23 protein-coding genes are annotated in these 19,471 nt (G+C 50.2%); 18 read left to right on the top strand and 5 right to left on the bottom strand.

The genetic code is table 11. The annotated features are described in order from the left end of the window. Positions 1-481: 481 nt before the first annotated feature. The gene (locus tag E7746_RS02340) at positions 482-1,204 is read right to left on the bottom strand and encodes a hypothetical protein (RefSeq protein ID WP_128703014.1); all 723 of its coding nucleotides are present in this window, start codon (positions 1,202-1,204) and stop codon (positions 482-484) included. Between the two features lie 353 nt (positions 1,205-1,557). Here E7746_RS02340 and E7746_RS02335 point away from each other — a divergent pair, with 353 nt between their 5' ends. From E7746_RS02335 to E7746_RS02270, 14 genes are all read left to right on the top strand, one after another. Then, positions 1,558-3,069 (top strand): RNA-binding domain-containing protein, encoded by a 1,512-nt coding sequence (locus tag E7746_RS02335; RefSeq protein WP_128703012.1) that lies wholly within the window; start codon positions 1,558-1,560, stop codon positions 3,067-3,069. A gap of 16 nt (positions 3,070-3,085) precedes the next feature. After that, a complete protein-coding gene (locus E7746_RS02330) occupies positions 3,086-3,703 on the top strand; it encodes a hypothetical protein (protein ID WP_128703010.1) in 618 nt (205 codons plus the stop codon). After that, positions 3,700-4,110 carry a hypothetical protein gene (locus E7746_RS02325; RefSeq protein ID WP_123478004.1) on the top strand — a complete coding sequence of 137 codons (411 nt, stop codon included), beginning with the start codon at positions 3,700-3,702 and terminating at the stop codon, positions 4,108-4,110. The genes E7746_RS02330 and E7746_RS02325 overlap by 4 nt, the downstream gene beginning before the upstream one ends. A gap of 225 nt (positions 4,111-4,335) precedes the next feature. Beyond that, positions 4,336-4,575, top strand: coding sequence for a helix-turn-helix domain-containing protein (locus tag E7746_RS02320; protein WP_128703008.1), 240 nt, complete (start codon positions 4,336-4,338; stop codon positions 4,573-4,575). A gap of 39 nt (positions 4,576-4,614) precedes the next feature. After that, complete coding sequence (locus E7746_RS02315; protein ID WP_123478008.1) at positions 4,615-5,106, top strand: hypothetical protein; 492 nt, start codon at positions 4,615-4,617, stop codon at positions 5,104-5,106. Positions 5,107-5,358: 252 nt separating this feature from the next. Beyond that, entirely contained in the window at positions 5,359-5,766 is a 408-nt protein-coding gene (locus E7746_RS02310; RefSeq protein ID WP_135469528.1) for a hypothetical protein, read from the top strand. Between the two features lie 206 nt (positions 5,767-5,972). Then, a complete protein-coding gene (locus E7746_RS02305; RefSeq protein ID WP_135469531.1) occupies positions 5,973-6,428 on the top strand; it encodes a plasmid mobilization protein in 456 nt (151 codons plus the stop codon). 4 nt (positions 6,429-6,432) lie between these two features. Beyond that, positions 6,433-7,629 (top strand): relaxase family protein, encoded by a 1,197-nt coding sequence (locus tag E7746_RS02300; RefSeq protein WP_136409718.1) that lies wholly within the window; start codon positions 6,433-6,435, stop codon positions 7,627-7,629. A 9-nt stretch (positions 7,630-7,638) separates the two neighbouring features. Further along, positions 7,639-8,133, top strand: a complete 495-nt coding sequence (locus E7746_RS02295) for a hypothetical protein (RefSeq protein ID WP_136409717.1) — start codon at positions 7,639-7,641, stop codon at positions 8,131-8,133. Between the two features lie 23 nt (positions 8,134-8,156). Beyond that, positions 8,157-8,669, top strand: coding sequence for a conjugal transfer protein TraK (locus tag E7746_RS02290; RefSeq protein WP_136409716.1), 513 nt, complete (start codon positions 8,157-8,159; stop codon positions 8,667-8,669). A gap of 8 nt (positions 8,670-8,677) precedes the next feature. Further along, positions 8,678-9,172, top strand: coding sequence for a hypothetical protein (locus tag E7746_RS02285; protein WP_107033413.1), 495 nt, complete (start codon positions 8,678-8,680; stop codon positions 9,170-9,172). After that, positions 9,159-10,358, top strand: coding sequence for a conjugative transposon protein TraM (gene traM / locus E7746_RS02280; protein ID WP_128707323.1), 1,200 nt, complete (start codon positions 9,159-9,161; stop codon positions 10,356-10,358). The genes E7746_RS02285 and traM overlap by 14 nt, the downstream gene beginning before the upstream one ends. 20 nt (positions 10,359-10,378) lie before the next feature. Further along, positions 10,379-11,251, top strand: coding sequence for a conjugative transposon protein TraN (gene traN / locus E7746_RS02275; protein WP_123612840.1), 873 nt, complete (start codon positions 10,379-10,381; stop codon positions 11,249-11,251). 21 nt (positions 11,252-11,272) lie between these two features. Beyond that, positions 11,273-11,743 carry a hypothetical protein gene (locus E7746_RS02270; RefSeq protein WP_068960323.1) on the top strand — a complete coding sequence of 157 codons (471 nt, stop codon included), beginning with the start codon at positions 11,273-11,275 and terminating at the stop codon, positions 11,741-11,743. A 5-nt stretch (positions 11,744-11,748) separates the two neighbouring features. Here E7746_RS02270 and E7746_RS02265 read toward each other — a convergent pair whose 3' ends face one another. Then, on the bottom strand, positions 11,749-12,021 hold the full coding sequence (locus tag E7746_RS02265; protein WP_068960322.1) for a type II toxin-antitoxin system YafQ family toxin: 273 nt from the start codon (positions 12,019-12,021) through the stop codon (positions 11,749-11,751). Further along, positions 12,018-12,275, bottom strand: a complete 258-nt coding sequence (locus tag E7746_RS02260; protein WP_068960321.1) for a hypothetical protein — start codon at positions 12,273-12,275, stop codon at positions 12,018-12,020. Before E7746_RS02260 ends, E7746_RS02265 begins: the two co-directional genes overlap by 4 nt. 72 nt (positions 12,276-12,347) lie before the next feature. Between E7746_RS02260 and E7746_RS02255 the strand changes: the two genes are divergently transcribed. Both E7746_RS02255 and E7746_RS02250 read left to right on the top strand, forming a co-directional pair. Next, complete coding sequence (locus E7746_RS02255) at positions 12,348-14,657, top strand: type IV secretory system conjugative DNA transfer family protein (protein WP_136409715.1); 2,310 nt, start codon at positions 12,348-12,350, stop codon at positions 14,655-14,657. Positions 14,658-14,663: 6 nt separating this feature from the next. After that, complete coding sequence (locus tag E7746_RS02250; protein ID WP_238337306.1) at positions 14,664-15,395, top strand: TraX family protein; 732 nt, start codon at positions 14,664-14,666, stop codon at positions 15,393-15,395. 263 nt (positions 15,396-15,658) lie between these two features. Here E7746_RS02250 and E7746_RS02245 read toward each other — a convergent pair whose 3' ends face one another. Both E7746_RS02245 and E7746_RS02240 read right to left on the bottom strand, forming a co-directional pair. Next, on the bottom strand, positions 15,659-16,600 hold the full coding sequence (locus E7746_RS02245; RefSeq protein WP_068960318.1) for an Abi family protein: 942 nt from the start codon (positions 16,598-16,600) through the stop codon (positions 15,659-15,661). A 105-nt stretch (positions 16,601-16,705) separates the two neighbouring features. After that, positions 16,706-17,308, bottom strand: coding sequence for a glucosaminidase domain-containing protein (locus E7746_RS02240; RefSeq protein ID WP_123612737.1), 603 nt, complete (start codon positions 17,306-17,308; stop codon positions 16,706-16,708). A gap of 77 nt (positions 17,309-17,385) precedes the next feature. Between E7746_RS02240 and E7746_RS02235 the strand changes: the two genes are divergently transcribed. Continuing rightward, a complete protein-coding gene (locus E7746_RS02235) occupies positions 17,386-18,174 on the top strand; it encodes a DUF4099 domain-containing protein (RefSeq protein WP_123612736.1) in 789 nt (262 codons plus the stop codon). Further along, a complete protein-coding gene (locus E7746_RS02230; RefSeq protein ID WP_202877166.1) occupies positions 18,171-19,436 on the top strand; it encodes a DNA mismatch repair protein MutS in 1,266 nt (421 codons plus the stop codon). Before E7746_RS02235 ends, E7746_RS02230 begins: the two co-directional genes overlap by 4 nt. The last annotated feature ends 35 nt before the right edge of the window (positions 19,437-19,471 follow it).

The raw sequence follows: 19,471 nt of genomic DNA, 5'->3' as shown, positions 1-19,471 counted from the left end.
AGTAGATATGTTATGAATCGAGACAATTTAAACTAACGTTACCTTAGAGGTGTGAATCGACAAACAATTTTATCGGTATTTGGATAAAGCACAGGGTCTTGAAAAGCACTTGTTACGGATAATTCCGAGGGTGTGAGCTTGTCTATTAGCCAAAACTGTTCTGACTTGTCAATATATATGACAGTGAAATTATCAGTAGTGAAAGTCCAACGGAAATAAACCAGATCGCCCTTGATTGTCTCGTCGTTCCAATTTGCCCATTTATATGAGCCGGTACCGTTGACGTTGAACTTATAGATCCGGCCTTCCTCTCTATACTCAGTTGGCTCGAAATCAGGTCGATATTCGTATGTCTGTTTCCACTCTACGCCGGTAAGGAGATTGATTATCTCTTTCTGGTCAGCGTCATAATAACCTGTGCGTTCCTCACACGAGGCAAGAAGCACACAGGATAATATGATTATGAGAAGCTGTATATGTTTCATTCGGATATTCCTATTGTCACAGTGCCGTTTCCAATTAGGGACTTGCCCTGAATGTTAAGATATTCACCATCAGCCTCCGGCAATTCCATAGAATAATTGTATGGCAGTGTATTCATACCTAATCCGACTATAAGGATTGTACCCTTGTTAGCTTTGTCAGATGTCACAAAAGAGATTTGTGATACATAAAACGTGGATGTATTACCGGAACTTACAGTAAGTCGTTTGTCATTTTCCATAGAGAAAAAGCCAGTTCGGCAAATATCATCGCCTGACACCGACAGCCGGGCCACTGTTTTTCCGCCCATCTTATCTGACTGAACTTTTGACAGACGCATTGTCCCTCCGCCATTGTTCCGTACCAATCCCGATGTCCGGGTTGTGTATATCACACTGACATTCTCGGCATTTCTATATGCTTCTATAAGATTGTTCGCCTGCTCCATTTCGCGCTCAAACCGAACCCGGTTTATGGAGCTGACCTCCAGCAGTTGTTCCCGTGAGCGGTTGACAACGTAGTCGGTTGCCGTAACCTTCCTGTCAGGATTGATGGAGAATAGCCCTGTGCTACTGTTCACCTCGACAAACTGCGAAAGGACTTCGACATCCGTCTCATAAGCCCTTATAGGGGTTGGTTCGTTGAAAACTGTGTTGTCATCACTGCACGCCGTTATCAAGAGGGCTGTGCCAATCAAGGAGGTAAGAATCAGTTTATTCATAACCTATAGCCAATTATTCCACTGACTCGGTGGAAAGATTAATTAAAGAAAACGTGAGCCAACTATGCCACGTCTTAGTTTGTAGGTCGTAGGAAACCTTTGATGCAGATGTAACAATAGTGACCCACGCTATATGCGTGAGAACCACTATGCTATCCCTTGCATCGGTTTCTGAATTTCCTACGTTCACAAACTACAAGATAAGCATAACGCTTCTTTTTTTCCAAAATGTCGTGGAAAGGCGATGCCATTCCGACGCGATGCCATTCCGACTGCAAATTTAGCCAAAATATCTGAATCCTAAGCTATAATCGCCGAAAAATTAGTAACTTTGCAGTCTAATACACGCAAAAATGACAAAAGAAGAACTGCTCGGCAGACTCAATGATATAGAATGGGACGACTTTGAGGTCAAGGAAGCGTCCGGCGGTATTCCCAAATCCATGTGGGAGACCGTGGGGGCATTCTCCAACACGACCGGAGGATGGATAATTCTCGGTGTAAAGGAGACAAAGGTCAAGAGCGTGTCAACATACGAGATAACGGGCATTGAAAAGGCCGAGAAGATGGAACAGGACATCATAAGCACCCTGCGTTCCGTCTCTAAGTTCAACGTGCCTATTCTCGCCACCGCACAGCTCCTTGATTTTGACGGAAAGGCCGTTCTCGCCTTTTATATACCAACGTCGGCCAACAAGCCTGTCTATTTCGGCAACAACCTGAATAATACGTTTGTCCGAGTCGGCAGTGGCGACCAACGCGCTACCGACATTGAGATAGACATACTGATGCGTGAAAAGACATTCGGCATGAAATCTGAAATGGAGGTTGACGGTACGGGGTTCGGAGACCTCAACACGCAGTCGCTCCAGACATACCGCCGCCGAATAAAGGACTACAACCCCGATTTCCGTTACAATGATCTCGATGACGAGCAGTTCTGCATCAAGACCGGAATAATCAGCCGTGGGAAGCTGACTTACGGTGGCTTGCTTATGCTTGGCAAAGGAGAGATCGTGCAGGAATATATACCTCATTTTTGGATTGATTACATCGAGATCCCGGGCACGACATATTCTGATGCGGACTGTCGTTACACATACCGTATGCCTGAGCAGGAAAATATCTGGGAATATTTCAAGGTGCTCTTGCAACGGCTGCGCCTGTATGTTGACAATCCATTTATGGCGGGGCCGGACGGTTTTTCGCCGGAAGATAATTCCCAGTTGTATTGTCTCAGGGAGGGGCTTGTTAATCTTCTCGCTCATGCAGACTATTTCAGCCCGATGCACTCTACCATAAGGGTATTCAATGACAGAATCGAATTCCAAAATCCCGGACGCTTCGCCGTGCGTATCTCCGACAAGCCCGGTAAGGTGAAATCGGTGCCGCGCAATCCCAATATCATAGCCTTCTTCCGCTACGCAAGACAAGGCGAAAATGCCGGATATGGTATTGACAAGATAATGCGTTGGACAAAACTCACAGGTCTTGAAGTTGATTTTGAAAGCGATATAACATCATCGACTGTCACCTACCCATTGCCATCACAAAAAGGTGGTCAGAAAGGTGGTCAGATAAACATAGACAATGAAAATATTTCCGCTGACAATCAATGTAATACACATAGTAAAGGTGGCCAGAAAGAGGTGGTCAGAAACAGTGGTCAGAACCAAGGAGAGGAAACGAGAGCCAGGATTGTTGAGGCGATGCGGAAAAAGCCTGAAATTTCGCGTCGGGAGCTTGCCGATATAATAGGTATATCCCCGTCAGCCATTCAAAAGCATATCGAACACCTCAAAGAAGCAGAAATCATTATCCGTCTCGGCAGCGATCGAAAAGGACTCTGGAAAGTGTTGAAATAATTTGGTTATGATAAGCATGATGAAGGAAATAACAACACGGCTTAAAGAGGTCAATGGAATCATCAGCGGTTATGACGGTGGTATGATGCCTTTTGAACAGGCGTTTGCGCTTGCACGGTTCTACTATGACTTTCAGGATACCAACGCGCTTATAGCCGATGCGGAGGTTATGGCCGGTGAGAATCCGGAACAGCTGAAAGAGACAGCACTTTCCCTCAAAGCAGAGACCGCGACACTCCTTAATAATATAGGACGGCTGGACGGTGTTGATTTCCGGGGGATTGCAAACACGCACTCCCGATATTATCATGCCATATTCCAAGAGGATTCGGACGAGCTTAACCCATACTGGAAGCGGTATTGCGAGCTGAACAACCGTCTTGACTATCTACCTATCGACTCAAAGGAGTATGCCGAGGCCGAAAAGGAGTGCGATGCGGCAAAGGCGGAGCATGACAGACGGCAGACCGATGTCAGGAGGATATATGCGGAATATGAGCGTGAGAACCGGCGCGCCGGGGATGTCTTTTCCCTAAAAGCCCCATATCTGTACGCTCTCGCGGCTAAACTTAATGGCATTGCCGGAAGCATACTCAACGACCTTGACCGTATGGAGAAAGGAGAAGGCCAATGAGCGGAAGCCAGCTGCTTGAAACCGCCAAGTGGCGGGATGTGGTTGAATTAGGGCTGTGCATGGCGATCCACGACGTATGCAACGACAGCCAGTTTGAAAACTGCACACCTCTCGACTTTGCCAATTTCCTTAACGTAAGGGAAGTGACAAAATCCATAGCCGTGTTGCCGAAAGAGAAACTACGGGTATGCTACATGGTCTTTGCCGTGGCGCGGAATATCAGTCCGAGGAACGAGGCGGAGACATGGACGCGGTTGTTCCTTCAACGCTGCGGCATCGCCAGGTCTTACTACGACAAGCACCGCTCCGACATCTGCGCCGATTATGCCACAGAGGACAACCAAAACTACCGCAAATCCATAGACGGAGCCATCGAGGGATGGCGTTCAAGGCGGAAAACCCCGTAAAAATCCGGCTTCTCCCCATTTGTAACATATTAAGAAACTTTGCAAACGCACTATGCGACTGAAATTCAGCGTATAGTGCGTTTGCCATTTTTAACCTTTCCCCGCGGCCGCCACATTGAGCCACATGGGAACGGCTGTAATTTTGCATCGGAACACAAAGGCTGACAAGTCTATCAATCAGCACATTCCAAAATCAAAAATATCAACTAAAACATTTCATTGTCGATGCAGACAAAACGAAAATTACTCAACTCGCAGGAAGCCGCCGACTATCTCGGCTTCTCCCTGTCCTACTTCCGCAAGATGATGATGCGGCGCGTAATCCCCATGTATAAGCCGAGCGGCAAACTCTGCTTTTTCGATCCCGACGACCTTGACGCATATCTCAAGAGCGTCCGCATATCGTCGCATGACGAGATTGAAGCCGAAGCAGCCCGCTATCTCGCGAACAAGAAACCTCTTTAACCACCTACAAATCACCTACAAATCCAATCGTTCAAGACTATGCCTACAGACATTACAATCGTACCGGGTACCAAGTCCGGCAAATCAACGGACACCAAATCCAAGGACTCAAGAACCGCAAATCCAAAGAAAACCCAAATTATCATGGAGTTCCTTCACGAATGTACGCCATACGAGGCCGACGCACTCCGCGCCATGCTCTCGATTGCCGCAGGGAAAAGCACGGTGGAGACCATGCCGCAGTATGACCGCTCCGCGCTCAACCGCTATCTCAACTTCGGATGCGACAAGGAAGCCACCGGAACCGACAGTGTACGGGCGCATCGACAGACCCGGGCACTGGAGCTGATGAAATCCGTGTCACAATATGTGGGGAAGGAGGAGATTATTGACATCACCACCGCGCTGCTCACCGTATCTTCCGACAGGCAGGACATACAGACGGTGTTGAACAATCTTCCGAAATTGCAGACATCGGGCACCAGTCATAATATCGGAAACGTGCCGTCTAATGCGTCGATGCCGAAATAGAGAATCATCGTCAGTCCTCTTTTCCCCTCCGTTTTCGTTGTTTCTCTATCCTTAATTATAAAAAGTCGGAACTGATGTTTGAAGGATATTTGAAAACGCAATCTTATATGAATTGAATATCATAGATATACTGACTGACGAGCAGAGGGGACAAGGAGAACCGCCGAGAAATTTTCATACACAAATTTTCTGTTTTGAAATTTCCAATCTTTGGCATTTCGCCAATAAACCATCTATCAGAAAACAAGGAACATGGAACCACAAAATCAATATCCATTTTCATCTGTAAACATCCGGCTGACATCGGAAGCCGTCGAATGGCTGTCGGGAACAACCACCGACAACGACGGCAACGAAGTTCGCAACATTGCCATCTTCAGCAGACTGCTGAAAGACATGAGAACAACGCCCGGATATGACGATACATTCCGCAGGCCGCTCAACCTGAAGCCCGGTCAGGCTCAATTCTCGGAAATCGGTATCGCCGACAAATGGAATTTTGGACGGAAGAAGATGCACAATATCCTTGCAAAAATGGAGGCCGCAGGACTGGTCGGCATATACAACTCCCGTGTCGGCTCGGCAGTCTCGTTCTCCTGCATAATGGGCTGGAAGAACTCCGTCGGAGAGCTGGTATCTAACGGATTCTTTGCAGATTGAGAGCCGAATCAGATGTGCCATGAATATCCAGAAGTCCAGGTTTGAAGACCGCGTTTTTTGAGAAGTGTTGCGAGATATGTTTTGGTGTTACACCCGGCTCCGCCCGGTTGCACCAAAACGCCTCGCCCTCCCTGCGGTCAGGGTCATGGCCGCTCGCAGGCTCGCACCCGATAATCAGTTTTACATATCACCGAATATCCGCTTATATGAATCATACAGATAACAGCCCCGACAAGAACGCCGGAAAGACAAAGCGAAAGAAGCTGCCGCCAGAGGCCGTGCGCTCCTGCACAGTCACCACAAAGATGACAGCCGCCGAGCGTCGGAAGATACACGAAATGGCCGGAGGATGCGGACTGACTCCAAGCGACTACATGAGGCATAGGGCACTCGGCTATGAGCCGCCGTCGGCACTGACGACCGAGGAAAAGGCATTGCTGCGCAACCTTGACGGATGCCGCTTGGACATTCTCAACTTCGCCAATGCACTCGCCGGAATGGGGCATGACGAGAGAATACGGCTTTTCCAAAAGGTGTCGTTCATGCTCGACTGGTACAAGCAGGTAGTGCCTATTACCAATGCCGTCACCGAGTTTATTAACGTCGTTACGAGCAGCGGCAGAATCAGGATAAGGACAACCAGAAAGAATAAAGACAACTGAAAACATGATAGCGAAAGCCAAATCAATATCGCACGGCATAAACGCGCTGAACTACATAACAGGCGTGTCGGCGAACAAGAAGCACCCGGAGAATATATTTCACATCTGCGACAGCCTTCTCCCTCCCGGCATAGACCCTTTGGGGATATGGAACTCGGTAAAGCTGGACTCCTTGTGCCGTCCACGAATGAAGAACAACCTCATAAGGATAGAGATAAGCCCGGCGGTGGAACATACACGTGATTTCACGCCGGAGGACTGGAAACAGCTCTGGCAGGATTTCGTCACGGAGTTTGACCGTCAGGAGATGAAAGACAGGAAAGGCCGCTTGCTCTCTCCAAGAACCAATCTCGCAGGAAGCAAGTCAACCGTGTGGCTGCACCTTGAATCCGACAGCGGGACTCCGCACCTCCACGCGATAGTGAGCCGTCTTGACGAAGACGGAAACATCAACAACGACAGCAACATCCATTTGCGGGCACAACGGGCGGCGGAACGTGTCGCGAGAAAACGGGGCTGGCAGACAGCGGCCAATATCCACGACATAAACCGTCAGTCTGTCAGCCGCGACTGTCTCGATGTCCTGTACAGAATGAGTGAATGGTCGATTGACGATTATTTCGCCCGGCTTGAGGCGAAAGGATATAGTTTCAAGGTAAGGACTGATGAGAAAGGCGTAATCCGAGGATATATACTGAAAAAAGGAAATGCGAAGTTCAAGGCATCCGAGTTAGGCAAGGGTCGCAACCTCATGGCATCCAAACTTGAAGCAACATGGAATAAACTGCACCCGACGCATGGACAGCAGACAAAAGCCGACAGCGAGGAATACTATAATCGACCCGACTATACCGCTTACAGACCTGATACCCGGCGAGTCAATTTCGAGCATGAAGGCAATTCCTACACCCGTTTTATCCCCGAACAGGTCATGCAGATGTTTGATAACGAGTTCGACAGCAACGAGGTGGACAACTGGGTCGACCTTATCAACGAAGCGTGCTACCATTTCGCCGTGGCTATGGGCTATATGGCGTTTCTCAACGCACCGGCCCACGTTTCAGGTGGCGGTGGGTCATCGGGCAACGACCTTCCGAGGAAGCGCGACGACCTGGAGGAAGAGATCGCCCGTGCCCGTCGTTGTGCCGAGGCAGCCCGCTCCAAGATAGGAATTGTAAGAAAACGAGGATTCAGAAGATAAGCACGAATTATGGCACTCAAAAAATTCGACATATCGGAGGTCAACAAAGCCGGGGCTGACGAAAGGAACGATGAACTGCGACAGAACGAAATCGCCGCGCAAAACAATCTTGCCGGACAGATCCGAATCTTCGTAAAGGAGGCTCCAAACATTATAGAAGCATTGGATAATGCACTGTTGAAACTGGACGCTCAAAAATTCTCATCTTCGGTAAACGACGGCATGAAGAAGACCGTCAGCGAAATGACGAGATCTTTCATCGCCGGGGTCAAGCCCACGGTTGACCGGATTGACAACAGGCAACGAGTTTCCCTTCCAAGTATTGTGTTCTATGTGGCATTTGACACGCTGATATGGCTGCTCATATTCTTTGCATTGGTAGTCTATGCCTTCTGTCAGCCCAATGTATCGGAAACACTGCCAGGCATAATCGGGACGACTTTCTTCTTCTGGCTTGTCTCCACTGCAGCCATCGTTTACCTCTCACGCAAATTCAAATGGTAATGATTGTACAAGTAACAAAAACAATGATCAGCCTAAATATGCTCTGTTCCGATACATTCCCAACAATGCCGATAAAACACCTCCGTCGGGGCTGTTTTGTTACCCACTCAAAAATAACAATTTGTTACCCGTTGATAATCAATGCTAAGCATGGATATATCGAAAATTTCCACCAATATTTTTTCAACCTGCCTCCCGACAACGACTATATCAAGTGGACTGTCGGAAAGGCCATGTATATGGCCGACGGCACGGCCTTGAAGCAGAAGCAGGCCCTTGACGAGAACGGATTTTATTCCGACATAATATCGTCGTCGGCCGTATGCACCATAATCTGCGACTCGATACAGTTCGACGAGCATACACGCCGCTTCAACTACTACGGCACGCAGATCATCAAGAGGCGCACACGCGACCTGAAACGCTCCATGCTCACCACCGGCTCCATAGAGAACGTGCCGAGGACGCAGAACAATCCCCACGGCCTTATGATAACCAACTGGCGCACACTTGAAAACAAAGACCTCGATTATTGACAACGGTTATGAAATCATTAAGAAAGACAATACGGGACGGCAGGAGCAAGGCCGGGAACGCCTTAGGCTCATGGCTCCGTCCGAAGATGGGTGCCATAGGCGCACGCTACCGTCTGGCAGCGAGAATCCGCAAGGCCAACTCATGGGCCACCCGGCACCCCCGACGCACTTTCGGATACGTCGTCGGCTCCCTGTTGCTGATACTGGTGTGCGACATAATTGTTGCCGGGGCGCGCATGGAATCGAAAGACCCGAATCTTCACTCAATCGCCAAGGTGGAGCCTATCTTCAGCGGCTTCCGCACCATACAGGCCAACAAGGAGGCTCAGCGCAGGAGGCTACTGGAGATTACGGGCGACGGCCAGGCCGTGAAGCACGAGCTGGACTCGCTGATGGCGATTCCGCGCAAGACACACGCCGATTCCATCGGGATAATAAGGCGTTACAGGCAGCTCGAAAAGATTGTCGAATCACTCAAACAACACGATAATGAAAAAGATTAATTTCAAACAGCCGAAGTATATCTTTCCGGCAGCGATATTCGTTCCGCTGTGCTTCCTGATATACTTCGTAATGCAGACTTTCGGAGCTGGCGGTGACGACAGACAGGCCGTGGCGACCGACCGTATCAACTCGACACTGCCGGAGGCAAACGCCGAGGCTCCCGGTGACAAGATGTTCGAGATGTCGCGACGCTTCGGCGACGAGGACGCCTTCACAGCGGTGGGCGCGCTCGGCGAGGAACAGGAGGAGCGCGAGGCCCTGGAACACGGCTATTCCGATGACGAGCTTGACCGCATCGACGCCGCCGAGGCAGAGCGTATGCGCCAGCAGCAGGAATTGGAGGAACTGGAGCGGTCGCTTGCCGAATCACGGCGGCATATCAATTCCTACGCCTACGGCGACGGCTACAATCCGGCCGATTATGAGTCCGTCCTTGATCCGAGAAGTGAGTATGTCCGCGATATTGAGGCGATACAGCAGCGCAGCTACGAGAGGCAGAAGGCCATCGAAGCCGGGTTAGGTATCGGACAGCCTGACACGGAGGACAAGGAAAAGAAGCACCGGGCAGACTCCATCGCCAGGGCTAAGGCTGCGGAGCGCGAGAGGAACCGCCCCTTGCTTGTGCTGAAATCGCGTGACACCAACGCCGACAAGTTCAACACCGTGTCAGGCATTGCTGAAAATGCCGACGCTCCGCTCATACGCGCCATGATCGACAAGACCACCAAGGCGCACGAGGGCACGAGGCTCCGCTTCAAGCTCCTTGACGATGTGACTATACACGATGTGAGGCTTCCGAAAGGCACATATCTATATGGGACGGTAACGGGGTTCGGGCAGCAGCGCGTCCGCGCGGCCATAACCTCAATACTCGTGGGAGGAAAATTCCTGAAAGTTAACCTCTCGGTGTTCGACAACGACGGCATGGAGGGCTTTTATGTGCCTGAATCCGCTTTCCGTGACTTTATGAAGGAGGCCGGGGCAAGCACGGTGCAGCAGAACATCAGCTTTGAATCGGAGAGCGGCTACGGCTCCGGAATATCTGGCGAGGCTATAGCACTTCAGGCTTTACAGAATATGTATAACTCGGCCACTTCCGCCGTGTCAGCCAATATCCGCAAGAACAAGGCGAAAATCAAGTACAACACAATCGTTTATCTCATCAACTCAGACGAGGCTTATTGAAAGACAAACAACATATCATTATGAATATCAGAATAATTATCGCGGCTGCCGCGCTGTGCGCCGTCGCATCGCAGGCTTCGGCCAAGGAGAAAATCTATGTCAACTCCGATGTAACCACCCACATCGTCATGCCGGAGAACATAAAGATGGTGGATCTTTCCACCGCCAAGATTATCGGCAACCAGTGTGCCGACAACATAGTGCGTGTAAAGCCGTTCATGGAATCCGACTCGCTCCCCTCCGGCTACCGCGAGGGTGAGCTGATGGGGACGCTGACGCTCATAGGTGAGCGTCACCTCGCGCAGTACGAGGTGGTATATACCTCCGTACCCTCCCGTGCCGCCTCCATACACCGCGTTCCATATTCGGGCATGGACTCTTACATCAATCCGGAGGTATCAATGCCGCAGTCGGAGATGGCCCGCTATGCCTGGGCTGTCTATGGCAGCGGACGCAGGTACAACCAGGTCGTGTCTAAGGCTCATGGCATGAAGGCGATTGTCAACAACATCTATTCGGTGGACGACTATTTCTTCATTGACTACTCGTTGCAGAATCGGACGAAAATCCCATACAACATCGCCGAGGTGCGCGTGAAGCTCACCGACAAGAAGGAGGTGAAGGCCACCAACTCGCAGACCGTGGAGCTGACCCCGGCATACTCGCTCAATCTCGCCCGGAAGTTCAAAAAGAATTACCGCAACGTGCTTGTGCTCGACAAACTGACATTCCCGGACGAGAAGGTATTGCGCATCGAAATATCCGAGAATCAGATAAGTGGCCGCGTAATCACGCTCACTATCGAGTATGACGACATTCTCAATGCCGACGGTTTCGACTCCGACATACTCAGGCACCTGCCTTACTCATATACTCCCCACATCTACAAATAATACCGATAATACCGAATCATTATGAAGAAGATTATTCTCGCCATGATATGCGCCGTCGCCTCCCTCGGAGCCTCGGCGCAGGACAGCAAGCTCACCGTAAACGCCGGATTCCTCTTCCCCTCGACGCTCAACTCCACCGTCGGCTACGAGCGTTCATTCACCTACGGCAATGCCGTGGAGATATATGGTGAAATCGGCAATCACTGGAAATCCGGCCCCGATCAATTCTGGAAAGGATATTACTGGGACGGCGGCCTGATCTACAAGCACCGTCTGCACCGTTACAAAAACGGCAGCTTCCGTGTCCGCTTCGGCCCGCAGTTCGGAGCGGTGGAGCGCAGGTTTTTCATCGGCATTGAGGGCGGTTTTGAATATAACTATGTGTTCCAAAACGGGTGCGAGTTCTCAATCATACAGAAAAACAATGTGAATTTCCTGCATGGCGACACATTCCGGAACGGCCTCATGCTCGGATTCAAGATGCCGTTATAACCGGATTATCCGAATAGCTCCGAGTGGGAGCCAAGACGCACAAGGTCTATCTGGTCAGTGTCGGGGTCAAACCATATAAGGAGGAAGTCACTCTCTATATGACATTCCATATAACCCTTGTAATCACCGGTCAGCATGTGTGGGTTGTGCTTTTCCGGAATCGGCTCCTCGTTTGCGAGCCTGTTCAGGATCTCTTTAAGCTCCATGACCTTCTTAGGGTTGTTTCTGAACCGCTTGTAGTCCTTCTTATATTGAGAGGACGCTTTCAGCTTTTTCATAGCCCCATGGATTTCTCCATTGCTTCGATGGAAGTCAGGTCAAGGGCGGGCTCATCACGCAACGCTCCGCTCTCGGCCTCCTTCATCGCGGCGAGAGTCGTGGCATTAGGCTCGTGATAGGCGGCGTCAAGCAACAGCGTTTCGACATAATTGTTAAGGCTGCGGTTCTGACGCTTTGCAATCCGCTTCAGCCGCTCGATCAGGTCAACGGAAAGACGGAAACTCTGATTCTTCTTTTCAATAGCTATATCCATATCGGTAATCTTTTATACTGCAAAGTTAATGCTTTTATATTACAATAACAACATCTTTAGAACATAAGTTGTATGGCTTTTGAGGAAACAAAGGAACAGCAGCAGATGTATAACTACTTCCGTAGCTGCATCTACATCTTCCTGATAATCGAGATTGTGATGAATCTGCCGATAACGGCGGACAACCGTGTGACGCAGTTCATCCTCGACCTGCTCGGACGCTTCAAGGTGTTCTGTTCCGTGGCAGGGTGTAAGGTAGCGGAGCTGATATGTATATGCGTCGTGTGCATCGGCACCAAGGCTAAGAAGGCTTTGAAGTTCAATCTCAGGACTATGGTGATATATCCGGTGCTGGCCGGGCTTACGCTTGTCGCACTGTGCTTCATCTTCCATGCCGGAGAATGGGGCTTGTCGATATTCGGCTTCCCGGCAAACCGCATAGTGTATGCCTTCTGCTCGGTTGTCGGCACCATGCTTGTGCATCAGGGGCTTGACGGAATCGCCAAATACTATAACCACAAGGTCGGCGAGGACAGGTTCAATTTCGAGAACGAATCGTTCCAACAGTCTGAGAAGATTGCGGAAACTCCATATTCGGTGAATATCCCTATGATATACTATTACAAGCGGCGGATGCACAACGGTTGGATCAACATTATCAACCCGTTTCGTGGCACGATAGTGTTAGGCACTCCCGGCTCCGGCAAGTCTTTCGGAATCATAGACCCTTTCATACGGCAACACTCCCGGAAAGGTTTTGCGATGATGGTATATGATTACAAGTGGCCCACATTGGCAAAGACGCTTTTCTACCAATACTGCAAGAACCGGCACTACGGCCATCTGCCCGCAAACTGCGGATTCCGTCAGGTAAACTTTACCAACGTGGAGTATTCAAACCGCATAAATCCTATTCAGCGCAAGTATATACCCGACCTTGCTGCGGCTTCTGAAACGGCGGCGACGCTGCTTGCCTCGCTAAACAAGGGAGGCGGCGAGAAGAAGGGCGGCTCGGAGGCGTTCTTCACCAATTCGGCGGAGAACTTTCTTGCGGCCATCATATATTTCTTCGTAAATTTCCATCCGACGGGGTTTCTTAAAGGGAAGAAGCTCAGACGATTTATCTCATATGAGGGGAAGAGGCTGGAACTTGTGATACGCAATTGGGACGACTATAACGCCATAGATGAAAACGGAGCGGTGGTGCTTGACTTCGTGGACAGCAACGGCAACGACGTATCGACCGACGAGGACAGGATGTTTGTTGACCTTAACGGATTCTCCTATATAGACCGCCTCGGCAAGCTGATACTGATTGACCGCTGCTGGTACGAGGACGAGGCCGGCAACGAGGTGGTGCCGGACACCGTGACCGGGGAGTTTTCCGATATGCCCCATGTGCTTTCGTTCCTCGGACGCAAGTATTCGGAGGTGTTCGACATTCTGATGATGGATGACAAGATAGCCTCGCTGATGGCACCCTTCAAATCGGCATACGAGAACAAGGCCAACGACCAGTTGGAAGGCATGGTGGGCACGTTGCGCGTCAACGCCGCAAGGCTTGTGTCGCCGGAAGCCTACTGGGTGTTCACCGGTGACGATTTCGACCTGAAGATTTCAGACCCGACGAATCCGAGCTATCTCGTGATTGCCAACGACCCGGAGAAGGAGCAGGTCATAGGCTCGCTCAACGCCCTTGTGCTTAACCGTCTTATTACCCGTGTCAATTCCAAGGGGAATATCCCGGTGAGCATTATCGTTGACGAGCTGCCGACCCTGTATTTCCACAAGATAGACCGACTAATCGGTACGGCGCGAAGCAACAAGGTCGCCGTGACTTTAGGATTTCAGGAGCTTCCGCAACTTGAGGCCGACTACGGCAAGGTGGGTATGCAGAAAATCATCACAACCTGCGGCAACATCTTCATGGGCGCGGCACGAAACAAGGAAACTCTCGAATGGGCGCAGAATGACGTGTTCGGAAAGGCGAAGCAGACATCAACCTCCATAACCATCAACGACTCCAAGGTATCTACATCAATCTCCGAAAAGATGGACTATCTCGTTCCGGCGGCAAAGATAGCTGACATGGCGACGGGCTGGCTCGCGGGTCAGGCGGCGCGTGACTTCACGGCTACAGACAAGAGCATGATGTCGCATTTCGACATCGAGCAGTCGGAGGAGTTCAAGACCACAAAATATTTCTGCAAGACCAACTTCGATATGGCACGGATAAAGGAGGAGGAATCCCACTATGTGGAGCTTCCCAAAATATATACATTCGCCAACGAGCGCGAGAAGGAGATTATGCTAAACCGCAATTTCAAGCGCGTGAACCTGGAGGTCGAGGACATGGTGAAGGAACTTCTCGGAATGCAATAATATATAATGCCATTATCAATGAATAACACCGCCTCATTCAGCATACCCCTCTCCCTCCGGGCAAGCGGAAGCGCATTGAAGATTATCGCGATTCTCTCGATGGTGGCCGACCACTGCGCTTATTTTCTGATGGAGCCGGACGCGCCGTTTTACGGCGTGCTCCGCTCTTTCGGGCGTATCGCGTTTCCGGTGTTCGCTTTCCTTGTGGCGGAGGGCTTCGCCCACAGCCGCGATAGAATGAGATATTTCCTTATCCTGGCATTTGCCGGGATGGTAAGCGAAATTCCGTGGCTTATGCTCAACGGGGCCGACGGCACGCATAACGTGATGTTCACGCTCGCCCTGGGCGTGGCGGCTCTTGCGGTGTTCGACCGGCTTTGCGAACACGGGCCGCTGTCATTCGTCGGGGTGTCAGGCGTGGCCGCTCTCGCATGGTGGCTCGGCACGGATTATGACTGGCGGGGTGTGTTGATGATTTTTCTTTTCTACATCCTCCGGCACGGCACCATGCGCCCGTGGCTGGAGCGTTCATCGACGCATTTCCCCTCGCAGGCCCTCTTGCAGATTATCTTCACATTCCCCCTTATGGCCCACTACGGCATAGCCGGAGCGGTTCTTGCCTCCGCTGTCATCTTCCTATATGACGGTACAAGGGGCTTCATAAGGGGCAACGCCGCCAAATACGCCTTCTACTCAGTCTATCCTGCTCATCTGCTGCTCATTGCGGCTCTGATATAAAGAGCGAGGTCGTGCAGCGAAATGCACGACCTCTTTTTTCCCTTTTATAGTGTTGGCAATGAGCCTTAAAGTCATTACCGGCACTTTTATAGAAAAGGTACGAGCCCAACCCATGGAGCTGGACTCGATTTAATCTTTTTTATAGTGCAGTTGGACGCAACTGGGCTTTCCAAGTACACTTTCTGTCTGCAAAGATAGGCTTTTCTATTGTAATGAACAAATATCCTGAGTGATTTGTCGGTTTTTTAACAATTATTATGCTGTCAGCTATTCTGAATCTCAGATTTCTCCTCTATCTCGGGTATTATGATACCGGTCTTATCCTCTATAAGTGGTCTTAAAGAAGGTGCTTTAGCATACAGCAGCTCTGTCACCCTGTATATATCATCCCACATATCTTTTACCCTGTTGACTGAAATTTTCTTTAGCAGATAATCGACTACAGCCATGGCCTCACGGAATGTGTGCCGGTTAATACCTTGGAAATTTCCGGCCTTGCCTCTTCGGATACCTGTAAACAGATTCAGGTCAAACAATGTTTTACCATGAGCGCAGGCATTACGAACCTCCCTTATGGCTGACAGGTAACTTTTGAATGTGGCTGTTGCAGGCTCTCCGAAACGATTGCTTACCAATTTCTTGTCTTTATTCAATATCAGGCTGTCATATAGAATCTCAATATTGCCGAGAGTCATATACTCCATGGTTTTCCATGCAGGAGCATACTGGCCGAGATATATTTTGTGGTGTCTTTTAATTACATCGTTCCTTTTTATGGAATTGTAGGCAGCTGTTGGGAAGTTTGCGATAAAGTCCGGTTTTACTACCGAGGGACATACGAACCACGTTGGATCGCCGCTGTATTTTGTGGACAGCTCGTATATGAATACAGTGCGGATTGCCACCTCAATCCTTGACAGATATTTATGGAGTATATTTCTTAAATCCAAATCAAAATAATACAGGGCGACCGCATCCTCAATCCGTGTGCCCAGTATTACATTGTGGCTTCGTCCGGAGTCCAGACGTGGATAAGTTTTCTCAAAAGGATACAGATAGAACCCCAGCCGATAGTATCCGATGTCCGCCAGATACTCCCTTGCCTTGGCCTCATCGGAGATTACCACACCATGCCTACGGAGTATTGTAATTTGCTCCTCATAGGTCGTGGCCCTTTTATTATATGGTATTTTTCTTCTTGCCATTTATTATTGTTAAATCAGCTACAAAATTAAGCAATTATTCTGACATTTTGGGTATCCGGGAGGACCTAAATATAAGGATTCAAGGCCTGTATGTGCTATTCCGTGCTAAATCTGTCGGAGTACCCGGATAACGGCGCGGATGTATCCCGGATCCTCGGCATAGCCGATGTTTTTCAGCCACAGCAGATAGTTTCCGCCCTTATAGCGGTACTGCACTTTGGTATAGTAGGCTTTGACGCTCTCCGTCCAATGGGAGAACTCGTAGTATTCGCCCGTCCTCGGATTGGTAAGCCCGAAAAGGTTATGCTTGTTTCGGCAGACTGACGACTTGAACCATCCGGTTTCAAGAATCGCCTGGGCCAGCACTATCTTCGGAAACTTGATTCCGTTCCTCCTTATCTCTTCAACGAGATTCGGAATCGTCAGCTCAGGCAAATTACGGTTATGCCCGCTATCCGTCCGGGATTTGCTCACTGTGCCAGAATTGCGGAATACCGAGTTGTTATCATTTATTTGATTACTGTCAGATTTGCATTCTTGCAGAGGCTTGATATTGGTAATTATTTCTTTTTCAATGACTTTATCCGTCTTGACAAGATTGTGACCCACAATGGGGCAATCCTTGGTGATGGTATGGAACTGGGCTATAGACGAAAAGGGAACCGCAATCATGGCGGCAAGTGTCAGAATTGTGTCCAAAGTGTTCATATGCGTATTTCCTGTAAAATAATTTTGTCGCTGACAAGTGGTTGACGCCACGAATTTAACCCTATTAAAGAACCCGTATGAAAGATTCGGACACAATTTTATCGAATCAGCTCCCATATGAACAGTTGGCAAAACTGGGCCTTGACCGTGAAAAAGTTGAAAAATTACCGCAAGAGGTTAAGGAAAAGCTGATTAAAGGAGAAGTGACGCCGCTTATGGAGGTGTCGTTACCTGCCAGGAATGGCATGGTGATAACATTACCCCTCAAACTCCAGCTCGCCGCCGACAGGGACGGCAACCCGACACTGATAGCCTATCCGGTGCAGCGTGAGCTTTCACCTGAAAGAAACAATGAACTCCGGCTGTCACAGCAGGAGATAGACGCGCTCCGTCGTGGCGACGTGCTGCAAAAGACCGTCGATATTGACGGCGAGAAAACACGCCGCTATCTCCAGCTCGACCCGGAAACAAAGTCCATAATCCACCGCCGTGTGACTGAGGTGCAGATTGAACAGCGGCTCAAGGACATGGAAAAGGTGAATGACATCGAACTCGGCACGCAGCAGAAGCAGCAGGTGCGTGAGGGGAAGCCTATGGAACTCAACGTAGGCGGCGAGAAAGTCACCGTAGGCATCGACCTCAGGGAACCGCAGGGCTTCAGGGTCGTGCAGGGCGACATGAAGGAATGGGAGCGTCAGCAGAAGCTCCGCTACGACGACCTCCACCCCGAATATATCGGTCTGGTAATGACAGACAAGAACCGCTGGGAGTATCAGAAAATAGTCGAGCATGATTCCAAGGAACGCGCCATAAAGCTTGATCCCACACAAAAGGAGCACAGGCAGTCGGGAATGAAACTGCGATGATGAAGGGTAAATTTGACAAGGCCATGTTCGAGGAAGATTGCAGCTTTGTAGAAGAAATCCTCAATGTGCCTCGTAAAATCGCCAAGAAAATAGTTAACGGAGAATCCTTCTACAATCCATTGACAAAAAGAATCCAGACAAAGGAATCTCTGCTGAAAGGGGATTGTGACCGCAGGGCCGACAGGATCAAGCAATGGATTGACAAGGAGGAAAAACGGATAAGTGATTTTCCCGGCTACGACGGAGTGGAGCCATACCTCATGTATGCAAAGGATACTGTCGATATGCTCCGCTCCAACAGCCCAAGCTATAATATCCGCAAATTTAAGGAAACAAAGGAACCAACCCATAAAGAAAAAGATATGCCAAAGAAAAAGAAAGAGAAAGCTCCCCAGGAGGAGCCGGCAAAGACCGTCAGGGCATCGTCCGACGGCGAAACCCCGAAGGAAAAGAAAGCCGAATCACAGTCAGCCGCACAGGGCGAGACCCAGGCGGAGCGCAAGCCCCGCGAGCCGCAGATGGTGACTGTCAACGGCGACAAGGTGACGCACGGCCACGCCTACCAAAGCAATGTCAACCCGCAGGACTGGTATTTCACCGCCAGGCTCAACGGCGAGCAGTTGAAGCCGCAGAAGATGGATCCCGCCGATGTAGCCGCCTACGACAAGAAAGAAATCACCGTGCCGGAGCTAATGCAGCGTTACTACCCGACAAAGCTCATGCCGAGGGTACCCGAGGAGGCCTTCAAATATCCCAACGGACTTGCCGGGCCGTCCGGCCCCATCACGATAGACAAGTTCAACGTGTATAAGGAAACCGACGAAACACGCGCCGACTACGGCAGGTACAAGTTCTACGCTCAGGTGGGCGACAAGAAGATGTCAACCCCCGCGTCGCGCGAAGACCTCAACGCCTACTTCGACCGCGTTATGACGCCCGGCCAGCTCGTAGAGCGCAATTTCGGCGAGCGTCTGCATCTGCCTTCCCACTACGCGCAGTTCCGGCTCCCCGAAGGGATAGACCCCAAGGGTGTCCGCGTCGCCAAAGACCGCTCGGACGGCAGATGGCGCGTGTCGGCCGACCTCGGCGAAGGACGCGGGCGCACGTCGAAGCAGGAAATCTCCTTCGACGACGGCTATTCGCTCTTCAAGGCCAAGAGCGCGACCCGCGAGCAGATAGCCGCCAAATATCTCGGACAGGAGATAACTGCAAAACTGGCCGCGCCGCTGTCAATGGAGAAGTCTGCCTCCATGAAAGTATAACACATCATATCACTTAACAGAATACCAATACCACA

It is taken from the genome of Muribaculum gordoncarteri (assembly GCF_004803695.1).
Lineage (GTDB): Bacteria > Bacteroidota > Bacteroidia > Bacteroidales > Muribaculaceae > Muribaculum > Muribaculum gordoncarteri.
This window is presented reverse-complemented; position numbering and strand designations above follow the sequence as displayed.

Bases quoted from the DNA above. Each gene is read 5' to 3' on its own strand.
- E7746_RS02330 (WP_128703010.1), top strand. From the start codon at position 3,086: ATGATGAAGGAAATAACAACACGGCTTAAAGAGGTCAATGGAATCATC.
- E7746_RS02250 (WP_238337306.1), top strand. From the start codon at position 14,664: ATGCCATTATCAATGAATAACACCGCCTCATTCAGCATACCCCTCTCC.
- E7746_RS02340 (WP_128703014.1), bottom strand. From the start codon at position 1,204: ATGAATAAACTGATTCTTACCTCCTTGATTGGCACAGCCCTCTTGATA.
- E7746_RS02315 (WP_123478008.1), top strand. From the start codon at position 4,615: ATGCCTACAGACATTACAATCGTACCGGGTACCAAGTCCGGCAAATCA.
- traM (WP_128707323.1), top strand. From the start codon at position 9,159: ATGAAAAAGATTAATTTCAAACAGCCGAAGTATATCTTTCCGGCAGCG.
- E7746_RS02235 (WP_123612736.1), top strand. From the start codon at position 17,386: ATGAAAGATTCGGACACAATTTTATCGAATCAGCTCCCATATGAACAG.
- E7746_RS02305 (WP_135469531.1), top strand. From the start codon at position 5,973: ATGAATCATACAGATAACAGCCCCGACAAGAACGCCGGAAAGACAAAG.
- E7746_RS02265 (WP_068960322.1), bottom strand. From the start codon at position 12,021: ATGAAAAAGCTGAAAGCGTCCTCTCAATATAAGAAGGACTACAAGCGG.
- E7746_RS02285 (WP_107033413.1), top strand. From the start codon at position 8,678: ATGAAATCATTAAGAAAGACAATACGGGACGGCAGGAGCAAGGCCGGG.
- E7746_RS02255 (WP_136409715.1), top strand. From the start codon at position 12,348: ATGGCTTTTGAGGAAACAAAGGAACAGCAGCAGATGTATAACTACTTC.
- E7746_RS02300 (WP_136409718.1), top strand. From the start codon at position 6,433: ATGATAGCGAAAGCCAAATCAATATCGCACGGCATAAACGCGCTGAAC.
- E7746_RS02335 (WP_128703012.1), top strand. From the start codon at position 1,558: ATGACAAAAGAAGAACTGCTCGGCAGACTCAATGATATAGAATGGGAC.
- E7746_RS02290 (WP_136409716.1), top strand. From the start codon at position 8,157: ATGATCAGCCTAAATATGCTCTGTTCCGATACATTCCCAACAATGCCG.
- E7746_RS02320 (WP_128703008.1), top strand. From the start codon at position 4,336: ATGCAGACAAAACGAAAATTACTCAACTCGCAGGAAGCCGCCGACTAT.
- E7746_RS02230 (WP_202877166.1), top strand. From the start codon at position 18,171: ATGATGAAGGGTAAATTTGACAAGGCCATGTTCGAGGAAGATTGCAGC.
- E7746_RS02240 (WP_123612737.1), bottom strand. From the start codon at position 17,308: ATGAACACTTTGGACACAATTCTGACACTTGCCGCCATGATTGCGGTT.
- traN (WP_123612840.1), top strand. From the start codon at position 10,379: ATGAATATCAGAATAATTATCGCGGCTGCCGCGCTGTGCGCCGTCGCA.
- E7746_RS02295 (WP_136409717.1), top strand. From the start codon at position 7,639: ATGGCACTCAAAAAATTCGACATATCGGAGGTCAACAAAGCCGGGGCT.
- E7746_RS02325 (WP_123478004.1), top strand. From the start codon at position 3,700: ATGAGCGGAAGCCAGCTGCTTGAAACCGCCAAGTGGCGGGATGTGGTT.
- E7746_RS02270 (WP_068960323.1), top strand. From the start codon at position 11,273: ATGAAGAAGATTATTCTCGCCATGATATGCGCCGTCGCCTCCCTCGGA.
- E7746_RS02245 (WP_068960318.1), bottom strand. From the start codon at position 16,600: ATGGCAAGAAGAAAAATACCATATAATAAAAGGGCCACGACCTATGAG.
- E7746_RS02310 (WP_135469528.1), top strand. From the start codon at position 5,359: ATGGAACCACAAAATCAATATCCATTTTCATCTGTAAACATCCGGCTG.
- E7746_RS02260 (WP_068960321.1), bottom strand. From the start codon at position 12,275: ATGGATATAGCTATTGAAAAGAAGAATCAGAGTTTCCGTCTTTCCGTT.